At 51.9% G+C, this 14030-nt stretch carries 17 protein-coding genes and 1 pseudogene; all 18 read left to right on the top strand.

The genetic code is table 11. The features are described from left to right. The first annotated feature begins 29 nt into the window (after positions 1–29). The 18 genes and pseudogenes from H9X84_RS04960 (at position 30) to H9X84_RS04875 (ending at position 13944) form a co-directional block, all read left to right on the top strand. A complete protein-coding gene (locus tag H9X84_RS04960; protein ID WP_205133071.1) occupies positions 30–2378 on the top strand; it encodes an anaerobic ribonucleoside triphosphate reductase in 2349 nt (782 codons plus the stop codon). A gap of 6 nt (positions 2379–2384) precedes the next feature. Next, entirely contained in the window at positions 2385–2879 is a 495-nt protein-coding gene (gene nrdG / locus H9X84_RS04955; protein ID WP_205133072.1) for an anaerobic ribonucleoside-triphosphate reductase activating protein, read from the top strand. Between the two features lie 91 nt (positions 2880–2970). Next, the gene (locus H9X84_RS04950; protein ID WP_205133073.1) at positions 2971–3396 is read left to right on the top strand and encodes a hypothetical protein; all 426 of its coding nucleotides are present in this window, start codon (positions 2971–2973) and stop codon (positions 3394–3396) included. 551 nt (positions 3397–3947) lie between these two features. After that, positions 3948–4190 (top strand): DNA-binding protein, encoded by a 243-nt coding sequence (locus H9X84_RS04945; RefSeq protein ID WP_205133074.1) that lies wholly within the window; start codon positions 3948–3950, stop codon positions 4188–4190. A 76-nt stretch (positions 4191–4266) separates the two neighbouring features. Next, entirely contained in the window at positions 4267–5088 is an 822-nt protein-coding gene (locus H9X84_RS04940) for a ParA family protein (RefSeq protein WP_142412614.1), read from the top strand. Beyond that, positions 5045–5971: a ParB/RepB/Spo0J family partition protein gene (locus H9X84_RS04935; protein ID WP_205133075.1), complete on the top strand. Its 927-nt coding sequence runs from the start codon at positions 5045–5047 to the stop codon at positions 5969–5971. The genes H9X84_RS04940 and H9X84_RS04935 overlap by 44 nt, the downstream gene beginning before the upstream one ends. 12 nt (positions 5972–5983) lie before the next feature. Then, on the top strand, positions 5984–6259 hold the full coding sequence (locus H9X84_RS04930; RefSeq protein ID WP_087307675.1) for a DUF5720 family protein: 276 nt from the start codon (positions 5984–5986) through the stop codon (positions 6257–6259). Between the two features lie 27 nt (positions 6260–6286). Beyond that, entirely contained in the window at positions 6287–6484 is a 198-nt protein-coding gene (locus H9X84_RS04925; RefSeq protein ID WP_205133076.1) for a hypothetical protein, read from the top strand. A 69-nt stretch (positions 6485–6553) separates the two neighbouring features. After that, positions 6554–7447 carry a DUF6017 domain-containing protein gene (locus H9X84_RS04920; RefSeq protein ID WP_205133077.1) on the top strand — a complete coding sequence of 298 codons (894 nt, stop codon included), beginning with the start codon at positions 6554–6556 and terminating at the stop codon, positions 7445–7447. A gap of 48 nt (positions 7448–7495) precedes the next feature. Then, positions 7496–7858: a hypothetical protein gene (locus H9X84_RS04915; protein WP_205133078.1), complete on the top strand. Its 363-nt coding sequence runs from the start codon at positions 7496–7498 to the stop codon at positions 7856–7858. Beyond that, the gene (locus H9X84_RS04910; RefSeq protein ID WP_002576353.1) at positions 7851–8162 is read left to right on the top strand and encodes a DUF5720 family protein; all 312 of its coding nucleotides are present in this window, start codon (positions 7851–7853) and stop codon (positions 8160–8162) included. The genes H9X84_RS04915 and H9X84_RS04910 overlap by 8 nt, the downstream gene beginning before the upstream one ends. 101 nt (positions 8163–8263) lie before the next feature. Further along, entirely contained in the window at positions 8264–8764 is a 501-nt protein-coding gene (locus tag H9X84_RS04905; RefSeq protein ID WP_205133079.1) for a PcfB family protein, read from the top strand. Next, positions 8761–9297: pseudogene (locus H9X84_RS04900) on the top strand (type IV secretory system conjugative DNA transfer family protein); the annotation flags it as partial. The gene H9X84_RS04905 and the pseudogene H9X84_RS04900, both read left to right, overlap by 4 nt. Before the next feature lie 49 nt (positions 9298–9346). Continuing rightward, positions 9347–11707, top strand: a complete 2361-nt coding sequence (locus H9X84_RS04895) for a recombinase family protein (RefSeq protein WP_205133080.1) — start codon at positions 9347–9349, stop codon at positions 11705–11707. After that, the gene (locus H9X84_RS04890) at positions 11704–12030 is read left to right on the top strand and encodes a TnpV protein (RefSeq protein WP_087367596.1); all 327 of its coding nucleotides are present in this window, start codon (positions 11704–11706) and stop codon (positions 12028–12030) included. The genes H9X84_RS04895 and H9X84_RS04890 overlap by 4 nt, the downstream gene beginning before the upstream one ends. A 170-nt stretch (positions 12031–12200) precedes the next feature. Then, entirely contained in the window at positions 12201–12497 is a 297-nt protein-coding gene (locus tag H9X84_RS04885) for a hypothetical protein (protein WP_087348555.1), read from the top strand. Between the two features lie 185 nt (positions 12498–12682). Further along, positions 12683–13516, top strand: coding sequence for a methyltransferase domain-containing protein (locus tag H9X84_RS04880; protein ID WP_016147289.1), 834 nt, complete (start codon positions 12683–12685; stop codon positions 13514–13516). Positions 13517–13647: 131 nt separating this feature from the next. After that, positions 13648–13944, top strand: a complete 297-nt coding sequence (locus H9X84_RS04875) for a DUF3847 domain-containing protein (protein ID WP_016147288.1) — start codon at positions 13648–13650, stop codon at positions 13942–13944. The last annotated feature ends 86 nt before the right edge of the window (positions 13945–14030 follow it).

Genomic DNA, 14030 nt, shown 5'->3' with positions numbered 1-14030 from the left:
TAAGGAGAAGGAAAGAAAGAGGGTTGGATATGATAACAACGATCAAAAAAAGAGATGGCAGAACCGTATATTTTGATATCAACAAAATCGCAAATGCCATTGAAAAAGCCTTTGAGGCTACCAGCGGCGCAAAAAGCTACGCTACCTGTCTGGAAATGGCACAGGAAGTTTCCAACTATTTTGAAGAAAAGGGCGTTGAATCCCCTTCCGTAGAGGATATCCAGGATGTAGTGGAAAAAGTACTCATTGAGCATGGATTCGTTCGTACTGCGAAAGCCTATATCCTGTACCGTGCGGAACGTACCCGTATCCGTAACATGAACGACCGCCTCATGAAAACCTTTGAGGACATCACTTATAAAGACGCTACGGACAGTGATATTAAAAGAGAAAACGCCAATATCGACGGCAATACAGCCATGGGTTCCATGCTGAAGTACGGCTCCGAAGGCGCAAAGCATTTTTATGAGTCCTATGTTTTGAATCCCAAGCACTCCGAAGCCCATAGAAACGGGGATATTCATATCCATGACCTGGATTTCTATACACTGACTACCACCTGCTGTCAGATCGACCTGACAAAACTTTTTCACGGCGGATTTTCCACAGGCCACGGTGTTTTGAGAGAGCCCAACAGCATCTCCAGCTATGCCTCCCTTGCCTGCATCGCCATCCAGTCCAATCAGAACGATCAGCATGGCGGACAGTCTATTCCCAACTTCGATTACAGCATGGCGCCCGGCGTAGCCAAAACATATAAGAAACGCTATCGCTCCAATCTGTCCTCCCTCATTGAGGTCATGGACTGTGAGGAACACGCCAACGCCATGAGGGAAGCCTTCCAGAAGCTGGAAGACATGGGTCTGACACCCACTCTGGACAAAAATGAAACTTATGACAACGCCGAAGCTAAACTGGCTGAAGAAATCGGCATCCCTGCGGAAGTTTACCAGAAGGCACAGGCTTTTACCGTAAAAAAATCCACAGAAGAAACAGACAAGGAAACTTACCAGGCCATGGAGGCGCTGCTGCATAACCTGAACACCATGCACAGCCGTGCCGGCGCACAGACGCCCTTCTCCTCCATCAACTATGGTATGGACACTTCCACAGAAGCCAGAATGGTCATGAAAAACATGCTGCTGGTTACAGAAGCAGGTCTGGGCAGCGGCGAGACCGCTATTTTCCCCATTCAGATCTTCCGTGTAAAGGAAGGCATCAACTTTAACCCCGGGGAACCCAACTACGATCTGTTCAAACTGGCCTGCCGTGTCAGCGCGAAACGGCTTTTCCCCAACTTCTCCTTCCAGGATGCGCCCTATAACCTGAAATTCTATAAAGAAGGCCATCCCGAAACAGAGATTGCGTATATGGGCTGCCGTACCCGTGTTATGGCAAATGTATATGATCCGGAAAATGCCATTACTCCCGGCAGAGGCAATCTGAGCTTTACCAGCATCAACCTGCCTCGTATCGCCATCATGGCAAACAAAAATGTAGACTGGTTCTTCAATGAACTGGATCATAAGATTGATCTGGTAGTAGAACAACTTCTGGAGCGTTTTGAAATCCAGGCAAAGAAAAAAGTACACAACTATCCTTTCCTGATGGGCGAAGGCATCTGGATCGACAGCGATAAGCTGGGCTATAACGATGAAGTCAGAGAAGTCCTGAAAAACGGCACACTTTCCGTTGGCTTCATCGGCCTGGCAGAGGCCTTGAAAGCCCTCATCGGTGTACACCACGGCGAAAGTGAGGTAGCACAGAATCTGGGTCTGGATATCATCGGCCATATGCGCAACCGTCTGGATGATATTTCCCAGAAAATGAAGCTGAACTTTACACTGCTGGCAACCCCCGCGGAAGGCCTTTCCGGCAGATTCGTAGAAATCGACCGGAAACGCTTTGGCTCTATTGAAGGCGTTACCAACAGAGAATACTACACCAACAGCTTCCATATTCCTGTATACTACCCCATCAGTGCCTATAAGAAAATCCAGCTGGAGGCACCTTATCACGCACTGACCAACGCCGGCCACATCACCTATGTGGAACTGGACGGTGACCCCACTACTAACCTGGACGCATTTGAAAAAATCATCCGTTACATGAAGTCTCAGGGCATTGGCTACGGCTCCATCAACCACCCCGTTGACCGTGACCCCATCTGTGGCTATAACGGCATCATCGGCGATACCTGTCCCAAATGCGGCAGAGCCGAAACAGACGGCGATGTAGGCTTCCAGCGTATCCGCAGAATCACAGGCTATCTGGTAGGCACACTGGACCGCTTCAACAATGCGAAACGCGCGGAAGTACGTGACAGAGTAAAACACTCCATCGTAACAGACGTTAAACTGGAACCGAAGGAAGATTGATATTTTATGAGAATCAAAATCAGCGGTGTCGTCAACGATTCTATCGTAGACGGCTCCGGATTCCGATTAACTGTATTTACCCAGGGATGCCCCCATCATTGTCCCGGCTGCCACAATCCGCAGACCCACGACCCGGAGGGCGGATTCTGGTCTGATACGGAAGATATTCTCCGTGTGGCAAAGGAAAACCCCCTGCTGGACGGCATCACCCTTTCCGGCGGCGATCCTTTCGAGCAGCCACTGCCCTGTGCGGAGCTGGCAAAAGGCGCCCACGCTTTAGGGCTGAATGTATGGACCTATACCGGCTACACATGGGAAGCGCTGCTGGCGGAAGGCGGCGATAAAAAAACACTGCTGGAATCTACGGATATTCTGGTTGATGGCCCCTTTCTGGAGCGGGAACGCTCTTTGGAGCTGCGTTTCAAAGGCAGCCGGAACCAGCGTACCATTGATGTTAAAAAATCCCTGGAAAGCGGCAAAATCGTTCTCTGGGATGCGTAATAAAAAGCGTTTTTATATAGCTTTTAGGCTGTATAAAAACGCTTTTTCTGTTATGATAATTATATACTGTTTAAACAAATGGAGGTCTCCTATGGCTTTTCTTAAATTTACCAGCAAAAATAAAAACGGCTGTCGGGAAGTTCGTTTTGCTTATGCTGGAGGTATTCCTAGCCTTTGCAAAATCCCCAGCGAAGTCATTGACGTTACGATTGACTGCCTCCACGGCATATTGTTTTTCCGCAGTGCCATTTTTCGGCGTCAAACTGCCTCACTGGATCTTTCCCGCATCGAAAAAGTTCACATTCTGCATGGCGGTGAACTGCGCCAATTCGGAAATGCTATTTCTCCCTCCGTTTTTCAAAAAAATAAGAAAATCAACTCCAAAATATTTGTTGTCATATCCTATCTGTCTTTGCAGGGCATTCATCAGCATATTTTTTTTGGAAGTGGTCGGCACATCTATTGGATGGAAAAAATTTGTTCAGGAACTTTCTACAACTCCTTCGGGCTTTTCTGAGCAGACTGCCAAAACGTCACATATTTTTCTATGATTTTCCGAAACCCCTTCTTTTTATAACAAGTATTGTATCTTAAAAATCGGATAATTATTTCATAATAAATTTGGACAGATGATACGTTGATTACCTCTTTGATTACCTTGCAAAAATCAAATAAAAAAACCCTTGAAAATTCAAGGGTTTCGCAATGCGGCTGGTGGGACTCGAACCCACACGATATCACTACCGCCAGATTTTGAGTTATTCAAGCCATTCGGAACCTAATGGCCTGAACCGGAATAAAACGGTCTTTACCGTCACTTTCCAAAACATCAAAAACCCGAAAAAGCCTTATAAAATCAGCATTTTCGACGCAAAACCCCAAAAGCACAAGCAATCCACCCCCTCCTCGATTATTAGCAGCCAGACACCCAATTTGAGGCGCTGGAGGGATGTTGGAGGGATGTACGCAGGATATACCTCCTGCAAACTCGTACAAAAGCCATACACACTAATAGAAATTGTAGCAGCTTCATCCGTTGTTGACAATACATAAATTGGAGCTGATACAATGAAAAACCGAAAATATTATGAGCAGATTTTCAACAAGTATCCCGATGTGGTGACACTATCGCAGTTCAGAAATATGCTGGGTGGCATCGGTGACGGGACTGCGAGAAAGCTCATGCGCGAGAATCGCGTTAAGCACTATTATATCCGTTGTACCTATTTGATTCCCAAAGCCTGGGTCATTGACTATGTTCTCAGTGACCACTATGCGGAATACAAAGATCAACTGAAAGCGCAGGTTTAGACTGTGCTTGGCTAATGTAGGCGTTCAGAAATGAGCGCCTATTTTTTTATCCAATTTTGAGGAGGTGACGCAAAACATGAACACGCAAATTATCGCCATCGCCAACCAGAAAGGCGGCGTTGGCAAGACAACCACCTGCGCGAACCTGGGGATCGGGCTGGCGCAGGCCGGGAAGAAGGTGCTGCTGATCGACGGGGACCCACAAGGAAGCCTGACCATCAGCCTGGGCCACCCCCAGCCGGACAAGCTGCCCTTTACCCTGTCCGACGCGATGGGCCGTATCCTGATGGACGAGCCGTTGCGCCCCGGTGAGGGTATCCTGCACCACCCGGAAGGTGTTGACCTGATGCCCGCCGACATCCAGCTCTCCGGCATGGAGGTCTCCCTGGTGAACGCCATGAGCCGAGAGACTATCCTGCGGCAGTATCTGGACACGCTCAAGGGACAGTATTCCCATATCCTGATTGACTGTCAGCCCTCCCTGGGTATGCTCACGGTCAACGCCCTGGCTGCCGCCAACAGGGTCATAATCCCCGTCCAGGCGGAGTATCTGCCCGCCAAGGGCCTGGAACAGCTGCTCCAGACGGTCAATAAGGTGAAACGGCAGATCAACCCCAAGCTCCAGATCGACGGCATATTGCTGACGATGGTAGACAACCGCACCAACTTTGCCAAGGAGATCGCCGCTCTGCTGCGGGAGACCTACGGCAGCAAAATCAAGGTGTTCGGCACCGAAATTCCCCATTCTGTCCGAGCAAAGGAAATCAGCGCCGAGGGCAAAAGCATTTTTGCCCATGACCCCAATGGCAAGGTGGCCGAGGGGTACAAAAATCTGACCCAGGAGGTGATAAAACTTGAAAAGCAGCGCGAAAAAAGTAGAGCTGGCTCCATACGATGACTTGTTTTCCACCGAAGAAAGCCGCCAGGATGCCAAACTGGAAAAAGTACGGGAAATCCCGCTATCTGAGCTACATCCTTTCAAGAACCATCCCTTCAAAGTCAAGGATGACGAGGCCATGATGGAGACCGCCGACAGTGTTCGGCAGTACGGTGTTCTGGTTCCGGCGATTGCCCGCCCGGACCCGGAGGGCGGCTATGAGCTGGTTGCCGGTCACAGGCGGCACCGGGCCAGTGAACTGGCCGAGAAAGAAACCATGCCTGTCATTGTCCGAGATCTGGATGATGATGCCGCCACCATCATTATGGTGGACAGCAACTTGCAACGGGAAAGCCTGCTCCCCAGTGAAAGAGCATTTGCATACCGCATGAAGCTGGAGGCCATCAAACATCAGGGGGCCAGAACAGATTTAACTTCGGCCCAACTTGGGCCGAAGTTGACTGCTACGGAAAAAATCGCAGAAAACAGCCCGGATAGCAAATCGCAGATTAAGCGATATATTCGCCTGACAGAGCTGATCCCCGAACTGCTGGATATGGTGGATGAAAAGAAAATTGCGCTCAACCCGGCTTATGAGCTGTCTTTCCTCAAAAAAGAGGAACAGCGAGACTTGCTGGACGCGATGGACAGCGAACAGGCTACCCCCTCTCTCTCCCAGGCCCAGCGGCTCAAGAAATACAGCCAGGAGGGACATCTGACCCTCGATATGATGCGCGTCATCATGGGCGAGGAAAAGAAAAGCGATCTCGACAAAGTGACCCTTTCTGCCGACATCCTGCGGAAGTATTTTCCCAAGAGCTACACGCCCCAGCGGATGCAGGAAACCATCATCAAGCTGCTGGAGGGGTGGCAGAAAAAGCGCCAGAGAGACCAGGAACGATGAAAGGAGCCGCCTATGAGGGATATTTCAGCTCGTGAGCTGAAAGGACATAACATTCTCGCCGTGGAGCGTTTTCAGGACAACACCCGCTGGATGATCGAGTTTTCCATCCTGCGTCCCTGTTCCTACGGCAGCCCCGGCGATGAAATGCGGCTGTTTCTCACCGAGGACGGGTATCAGGCCGCCCTCGTAAGCCAGAAGCGCCGGGAAATCAAAATCAAGCGGTATGCCCGTGTGATCGAGGGCCATGTTCTCGACTTCAAGCCGGACAAGCGCCGCCGCCACCCGTAAACCTGCCGCTACCACGAAAAGAAAGGAATGAATATGTGTACTGTCCAAAGCATCAAGGATGCCATCCGGGAAAACTGTCAGTCTCAGTATGACATGGAATCCACCGACATTGACCGGGTTTTGCAGGCCCTCCCGTTTTCGGGGCATGAATCTTTGTTCGACCAGCCGCCGCTGCCCAAGCGTCCCTACCGGCCCCGGAAGAACACGAAAATCAAGAACAGCTGAACGCCACAGTCTTTTTCACGAAAGATTGTGGCTTTTTTTATGGCCTGAGATCAGAAAGGAGTGAAGTCAATGGCGGTCTTTCGGATTGAAAGAACCCGCGACTATACGGTAATGAGCAATCATCACCTGCGGAACCATGAATTGTCCCTGAAGGCAAAGGGGCTGCTTTCCATGATGCTGTCCCTGCCGGATGACTGGAACTATACCACCCGTGGCCTTGCGAAAATCTGCAAGGAGGGCGTGGACGCCATCGGTAATGCGCTGCGGGAGCTGGAAACCGCCGGTTACATCGTGCGCCACCAGCTGCGGGACCGGCAGGGCCGGATCAGCGATACCGAGTATGTCATTTATGAACAGCCCCAGCCCCGGCAGCCGGAAACGCCTGGGCCGGATACGGATGTACCAGATACGGCTTCACCAGATACGGAAAACCCGTATCTGGATAAACCGGATACGGAAAAGCCCGCAGAATTAAATATAGAGAAACCAAATACCCAAAAACAAAATACTCATGGATCAAGTACCGATTCCATTCCCTTCCGGGAGCCAGCGGCAGCACAGCTGCCGGAACGGAAAGGAAGGGATGCGATGTCGCTCACAGAGATGGAAAGTTATCGGGATTTGATTCTGGAGAACATCGAGTATGACCACCTGTGCCGGGAGTTTACCACCTACCGGGAGGACCTGGACGAGATCGTGGAGCTGATGGTGGAGACTGTCTGCGCCAAGCGGAAAACCACCCGGATCGCTGGCAGCGACTTCCCCCATGAGGTAGTCCGCTCCCGGTTTTTGAAGCTGGACTGCTCCCACATCGAGTTTGTGATGGAGTGCCTGCGGAATAACACCACCGAAATCCGCAACATGAAGCAGTATCTGCTTGCGGTGCTGTTCAACGCGCCGACCACGATCAGCAATCACTACACCGCACAAGTCAACCACGATATGTGCGCAGGCGGCTGGTAAACAGCCGCTTTTCTGCTGCCCGGACACATCGGGAGAAAGGATTTTGCTATGAAACGACCCCTTGCTTACATTACGGCTTCCTGGAGCAACAGCCAGTATGAGAACGCCGAGAACGCTGTGGCCTACTGCCGTCAGGTGTACGACGCCGGGTATTCGCCCATCTGCCCGGTGCTGTTCCTGCCCACCTTCCTCAAGGACGAGATTCCCCAGGAACACAAGGACGGGCTGGATATGGCGCGGGACTACCTGCGCCGGTCCCATGTGCTGGTGGTCTGCGGCCACGGCATCGACGAGACCGTGAAGAATGACATCGCCACCGCCGAGCGCCTGCGGATCACCGCCACCACCCTGGACGGCATCCTGACCGTGAAGGGCCAGGGGCGCGGGAAAGGAGGCGCACGCCATGCCTGAGCGTAAGACCGTGGGCCAGCTGATGGAGGAAATGCGCCTCAAAGCCGGGGCGCAGAACTACCACGGCCATGAGTACATGGATTTGGAGCGGTTTGCCGAGGACACCCGGCACATGATTATCTTCGATGTGCTGACCCACGATTCGCCGGTGGGCTGGAAAGGCGAACGGACCCGCCTGTTTCTGACGGAGGCCGGATACCAGAAAAGCCTGGAGAACCAGGAAAAGGGCCACATCAAGATTCTCAGCCATGCCAAGGTGCGCCAGGGGCATCTGTACTATGACCGCTCCGACCAGCTGCGTTGAAAGGAGCCTGCCATGATGAAATACCTGCTGCGGCGGCTGGTGGTCCCGCCTTAGTATCAAGCGCCACCCCTGCAAAATCCGCGGAAAGGAGGCGATGACCTATGCAGGAGGAAGTGGAAAACAGGACTTTGACGCTGGTAGTCAGCGGAACAAAGTTTACCGGGCGGCTGTTGAAAGCCGCCATCACCAAGTACCTTGCCCACCGCAAGGAAAAGAAGCTGCAAAAGCAGAAAAGCCGGGATACCCCCGTGATTGCCCACGGCAAACAGACGGTGAAGCAGCTGATCGGCCAGAACCAGGGCGTTTCTAACATCGAGATCACCGACCCCTCCATCAAAGAGTTTGAGAAGATCGCCCGGAAATACGGCGTGGACTATGCGGTGAAGAAGGACCGCAGCAGCTCCCCGCCCAAGTACCTGATCTTTTTCAAGGGCCGGGACGCGGATGCCCTGACTGCCGCCTTTACCGAGTACACCGGCAAAAAGGTCAGAAAGGCGGAGAAATCCGAGCGCCCGTCCGTGCTGGCAAAGCTGAGCCAGTTCAAAGAGCTGGTGAAACACGCTGTCGTGGACCGGAACAAGCGGAAGGAGCTGGAACGATGAAAAAGCAGCTGGACATCAAGAAGCTCCTTTTTCTGAACCTGCCGTATATCCTGATGGGGCTGTTTGCCACCAACTTCGGGGAGGCGTGGCGGATGGCCGTAGGTGCGGACGCTTCGGCAAAAATGCTCTCGTTCTTCTCTACGCTGCCGGTGGCGCTGGCCAGCTGGTGGCCCAGCCTGCACCCTTTGGACCTGCTGGTGGGCCTGTGCTGCGGCGCTGGCCTGCGGCTGGCGGTCTATCTCAAAAGCAAGAACGCCAAGAAGTATCGCCACGGCATGGAGTACGGGTCCGCACGATGGGGAACCCATGAGGACATCGCTCCTTACATCGACCCGGTGTTCCAGAACAATGTGATTCTGACGAAAACCGAGAGCCTGACCATGAACAGCCGCCCCAAGGACCCCAAGACCGCCAGAAACAAAAATGTTCTGGTGATCGGCGGCTCTGGTTCCGGTAAGACCCGCTTCTGGCTGAAACCGAACCTGATGCAGATGCACAGCTCCTATGTGGTGACAGACCCCAATGGTAATTTACAATAAGGATAAAGGGAGCGCGCACCCTCAAGAAAGGAGGTTACACCCCATGAAGAAACAGCCGGACAAGGGAAAAATCACAGCCCTGTACGAGCGTCTTTCCCATGACGATGAACGAGCCGGGGAAAGCGTGTCGATAGAAAACCAAAAAAGGATTTTGGAGGACTACGCCCAAAAGAACGGCTTTACGAATATCCGGCACTTCACCGATGACGGAGTGCGGGGAACGACTTTTAAGCGTCCGGGGCTGGACGCTATGCTGGAAGAAATCCGGGCGGGAAATGTGGCTACGGTCATTATCAAAGACCAAAGCAGGATTGGCCGTGATGTTGTCGAAGTGGGGCTTTTGAAGCGCACCTTTGACGAGTACCATGTACGCTTTATTGCGGCGAATGACAACCTTGATACCGCCAATGGTTTTGATATAATGTCAATTTTCCGAGATGTGATAAACGAGTGGTATGTTGCCGACACCAGCCGGAAAATCAAGACCGTTTTCAAGTCGAGAATGGAAAAGGGCTTGCGCTGCTCCGGCAGCGTCAGCTATGGCTACCTTGCGTCCAAGGAGAACAAGGGCGAGTGGGTAATCGACGAGGAAGCCGCCGCCGTTGTGCGCCGTATCTTCCACAGCGTTGTTGCCGGGGAGAGTATCGCCAGCATAGCAAGGGAACTCCGCGCCGAGAAAATCCCTATCCCGTCCGAGCATTGGAAGCGGGTAGGCGCACCCGTCCGGGCGGCGAAGTACACAGACCCCTACGCATGGTCAACAACAACTATCAGCTATATCCTCAAACGCCCGGAGTACACGGGGCGCAAGGTTTTAGGGAAAACCGTCTGCGAGAACTACAAGACCAAAAGCACCCGCAAGACCGCGCCGGAGGAACAGTATATTTTTGACGGGGAGATACCCGCCATTGTGGACGAGGAAACATGGAATACCGTCCAGCGGCTTATGGGGACAAAACGCCGCGTCCCCAAGCGGCAGACCACCCCAAACCGCTTGACCGGGCTTCTCTACTGCGCCGACTGCGGCGCGAAGCTGACCCACCGCAGCAGCCTTGTGCAAGGCAAGTATCTGGACGACGCTTTTGTGTGTTCCAGCTACCGCCAGCTTACCCGCGACTGTACCATGCACTATATCCCCACCGCGAAAATGGAAGCCGCCATTCTTGCCGCAATCCAGCGCGTGAGCTGGTATGTGCGGCACAATGAAGCGGAGTTTATCGAGCGTGTGCGGGAAGCGTCCGACCAGCACCAAGAGAACGCCGTCAAGGAGTACCGGCAGAAAGTGAGCAAGGCACAGCGGAGATGTAAGGAGCTGGACGGCCTTGTGAAAAAGCTCTATGAGGGCAACGCCACAGGCAAGATACCCGATAAGCACTTTACCCGTCTGCTTGCCGAATACGACGAGGAACAGACCAAGCTGGAAGCCGCTATCGCACAATGGCAGGAAGCAATCGAGAGCTGGAACGCCGACAGGCTGAAAACAGATAAGTTTATCGAGCTTGTGAGCCGCTACACTGATTTTTCCGAATTGACAACGCCCATGCTTAACGAGTTTATCGAAAAAGTCGTTGTCCATGAGGGCGAGGGACGCGGGAACAGCCGCCGTCAGCGGATAGATATTTACCTCAACTTCATCGGCGCGTTTGAAGTCCCCGCCCATATCGTTACCCCAATGGAAGCCGAGGAACAACGCCGCCAGCAGGAGGAACAGGCCGCAAAGGAAGCCCGTTCACAGGAGCTTGCCAAAGCGCGGGAAGAAAAGCGCAAGGCAGAGAAACGGGAGTTTACCGCGAGGAAGAAAGCGGGCTTGCTGACCCCGGAGGAACAGGCGGCAGACGAAGCGCGGTTAGCCCATAACCGGGCATGGCAAAAGGAATGGCGGGAGAAGCGGAAAGCCGCCGAACCGCCCAAGCCCCCGAAGCCAAAATCCTTAAAGGAGCTTGCCGCGCTGCAAAAGGCCGGAGCCGACCTCACGCCGGAGGAAGCAGAGCGTCTTGCCGCCTACCGGGAGAAGAAGAACCGCCAGCACAAGGCATGGTATGAGCGGCAGAAAGCGGCACAGCCGCCCAAGCCCCGGACGCTGAAAGAGCTTGCTGCCGCGCAGGACGCAGGCCAGCCACTCACGCCAGAGGAAGCGGAACGCCTTGAAGCCAGCCGGAGTCGGAAAAAGAACGCATACCAAGAACTGAAAGCCCAAGCGGAAACCGACCCCGCCGCAGCCGCCGAGCTTGCAAGGCGGCGGGCATACCATAGTGAAGCTACCAAGAAATCCCGTCAGAAGATGTACGAGGAAGCCGCAGCCGGAAATCCTGAAGCCCAAGCCCGGTATGAAAACTTCCTTGCTGCAAAGCGGGAGAACTACCATAAAAAGAAGCAGGACGAGAAAGGAGAACAAATCGCATGAGAAGATTGATTGACAATGGGAACCGCCCTATTACCCCGAAGCCCCATATCGGCCACTATGGGCGGCTGCGGAAAGCCTATCTGGAACAATACCGCCACCGCCTTTATACTGCCCTTGTAGCCAGTGAGAAGCTATATCCCCACCTTGAGGAAACAGACCGGGCGGCGCGGGATATGCTGGACTACCTCATGCCTCGCCTTGCCAGAGAAGCGGGAGCCACCGAAGCCCTCAAAGCCGCCGACCCGATGAAATGGGTAGGTTTGATGAACAACTGCAAGGCGAGAGCCGAGGAAATCGTAATGCATGAGCTAATCTATGTTTAACGGTCAAGAGCCGGAAAAAACAGAAATCTTGCGATAACAGCCGCCCGACGAACCATTCCCCGTCCGGGCGGTTTTTATCGTCAAAAACGCCGTTTTCTCCAAGTCAAGAGCCGGAGAAAACACCTGAAAAATGCCCCTATTGCGTAACAGGGGCGCAGAAAGGAGCTTGCATGAGAACAGGGCTTACCAAGCAGGAAAAGACCACCGATATTTGGTTTGACGAGAAAGACCCCCTTATCCATATTCGCACCCACAACACCGCCTTGAAAAAGCGTCTGCTTGCATACAGCCGCCGTTATCCGGCGATCTGCCAGCAGACCGACGCAGACCCGGAAACGGGCTGTATGGAGTTTGACATTGAGAAAGGCCGTTTCTCTTTCCGTCTGACCGCCCCATACAGCGAGGAACGGCGGGAAGCGGCGCGGCGGTACGCCAGAGAGAGCAACGCCGCCGACAGGCTGAAATAGAGTGGAAATGTTCATAGTTTTGTGCTATACTTTTTCTAAAAGCAGAGTAATACTGCGGAATTGATTGGAGGACAACACAATGGTTACATTTATGAGATTAAGATAAAACCGCGAGTTATGTTGCGGTTATCCGTACTGCATAACTCGCTTATTGAAGCAGAGATGTAATTACGGAGGAAAAACAAATGAATAATAATTTATCACGCTTTGCAGACAGCAAGGTTTATTTTCAATGCCCAATTTGCACAAAATCAATGGATATACAAGGCAATAGCCTAATTTGTAGACATGGACATTGCTTTGATATTTCAAGATATGGGTATGTAAATTTGTTGTTAAAATCATCGCCCAAAACCAACTACAGCAAGCGGTCTTTTGACAACCGGCACCAAATTTTGGAGTATGGCATGTATGATGTTGTGTTGGAGAAAATCATACAGTTTATTTCTGATACGCCATCTATAAGAAACATTTTAGATGTTGGTTGCGGCGAGGGTTTCTATGCAAGGCAGATACAGCAAAGAACAGAACGAAACATCTTTGCTTTTGACTTGTCAAGGGAGGCAATACAGATTGCATCAAAAAAAGACAAGCGCAAAGCAGTGAAGTGGTTTGTTACTGACTTATCAAAAATCCCTTTGAAAGACGGAAGTATGGATTGTATTTTAGACATATTTTCGCCTGCACACTACAAAGAATTTCAGCGATTGCTATCTCCTAACGGATATGTTGTGAAAGTAATTCCTACGAAAAATCATTTGAGGGAAATTAGGACTAAAGTGCAAGCACACTTGAAAAATCCAGATTATTCAAATGAGTCTGTCGTTGAATATTTTGAGAAATATCTTAAAACCATTTCAAGAGAAACGGTTTCAGCCACCGTACAGTTGTCATCAGAACAAAGAATGTCGTTTATTGAAATGACGCCGCTTCTCTTTTGCGTTGAAAAAGATTGCGTTGATTGGTGTACTCTCACACATTTGACAATCGAAGCTGATGTTTTAATAGGAATGTATTAAAGGGCGTATTGATATTTAATATTCCCATTTATTGAGCAGAACGGAGTAAACCAAACACCCTAATCAAAAGGACAGCCGAGGAAATCGACTGTCCTTTTTCTATGCCGACAGGTAGAAAGGAGTGACCACCCATGACGAAACCGAGAGAAAAAAACCGCGAGGAATTGCAAGCCGAGATTGAGGACGGGAAGAAGAAAATCCGGCAGCTTGAAAACCGGGAAAAGGTGTTGCGGCAAAAGTTATCCCAAGAGGAACGCAGGACGCGCAGCCATCGGCTGATCGTCCGGGGTGCGGTCTTTGAGAGCATTGTGCCGGAAGCCAAGACCATGACCGACGAGGAAGCCGCCGCCTTTCTCCGGCTTGCCTTGACGAGCGAGGAAGCGCGGGCTTATCTGAAAAAACGCACCAAGGGCGGGAAAAGCGAATAATCCCTTTGGCACAAAGGGCGCACTTATACACCCTTGCGGGCGTGTGCGCTCTGCCGAGGGCTTATCTCCGCACAGGGAACTTTCCC

Source organism: Anaerotignum lactatifermentans, from assembly GCF_016902535.1.
In the GTDB taxonomy this organism is placed as follows: Bacteria; Bacillota; Clostridia; order Lachnospirales; family Anaerotignaceae; genus Anaerotignum; species Anaerotignum lactatifermentans_A.
Note: the sequence above shows the minus strand (reverse complement) of the source record. Positions and strands in the feature narration are given on the sequence as shown.

Coding starts and splice junctions, on each gene's coding strand:
- H9X84_RS04950 (WP_205133073.1), top strand. CDS start 2,971: ATGGCTTTTCTTAAATTTACCAGCAAAAATAAAAACGGCTGTCGGGAA.
- H9X84_RS04960 (WP_205133071.1), top strand. CDS start 30: ATGATAACAACGATCAAAAAAAGAGATGGCAGAACCGTATATTTTGAT.
- H9X84_RS04940 (WP_142412614.1), top strand. CDS start 4,267: ATGAACACGCAAATTATCGCCATCGCCAACCAGAAAGGCGGCGTTGGC.
- H9X84_RS04895 (WP_205133080.1), top strand. CDS start 9,347: ATGAAGAAACAGCCGGACAAGGGAAAAATCACAGCCCTGTACGAGCGT.
- H9X84_RS04945 (WP_205133074.1), top strand. CDS start 3,948: ATGAAAAACCGAAAATATTATGAGCAGATTTTCAACAAGTATCCCGAT.
- H9X84_RS04880 (WP_016147289.1), top strand. CDS start 12,683: ATGAATAATAATTTATCACGCTTTGCAGACAGCAAGGTTTATTTTCAA.
- nrdG (WP_205133072.1), top strand. CDS start 2,385: ATGAGAATCAAAATCAGCGGTGTCGTCAACGATTCTATCGTAGACGGC.
- H9X84_RS04930 (WP_087307675.1), top strand. CDS start 5,984: ATGAGGGATATTTCAGCTCGTGAGCTGAAAGGACATAACATTCTCGCC.
- H9X84_RS04915 (WP_205133078.1), top strand. CDS start 7,496: ATGAAACGACCCCTTGCTTACATTACGGCTTCCTGGAGCAACAGCCAG.
- H9X84_RS04910 (WP_002576353.1), top strand. CDS start 7,851: ATGCCTGAGCGTAAGACCGTGGGCCAGCTGATGGAGGAAATGCGCCTC.
- H9X84_RS04890 (WP_087367596.1), top strand. CDS start 11,704: ATGAGAAGATTGATTGACAATGGGAACCGCCCTATTACCCCGAAGCCC.
- H9X84_RS04925 (WP_205133076.1), top strand. CDS start 6,287: ATGAATATGTGTACTGTCCAAAGCATCAAGGATGCCATCCGGGAAAAC.
- H9X84_RS04885 (WP_087348555.1), top strand. CDS start 12,201: ATGAGAACAGGGCTTACCAAGCAGGAAAAGACCACCGATATTTGGTTT.
- H9X84_RS04920 (WP_205133077.1), top strand. CDS start 6,554: ATGGCGGTCTTTCGGATTGAAAGAACCCGCGACTATACGGTAATGAGC.
- H9X84_RS04905 (WP_205133079.1), top strand. CDS start 8,264: ATGCAGGAGGAAGTGGAAAACAGGACTTTGACGCTGGTAGTCAGCGGA.
- H9X84_RS04875 (WP_016147288.1), top strand. CDS start 13,648: ATGACGAAACCGAGAGAAAAAAACCGCGAGGAATTGCAAGCCGAGATT.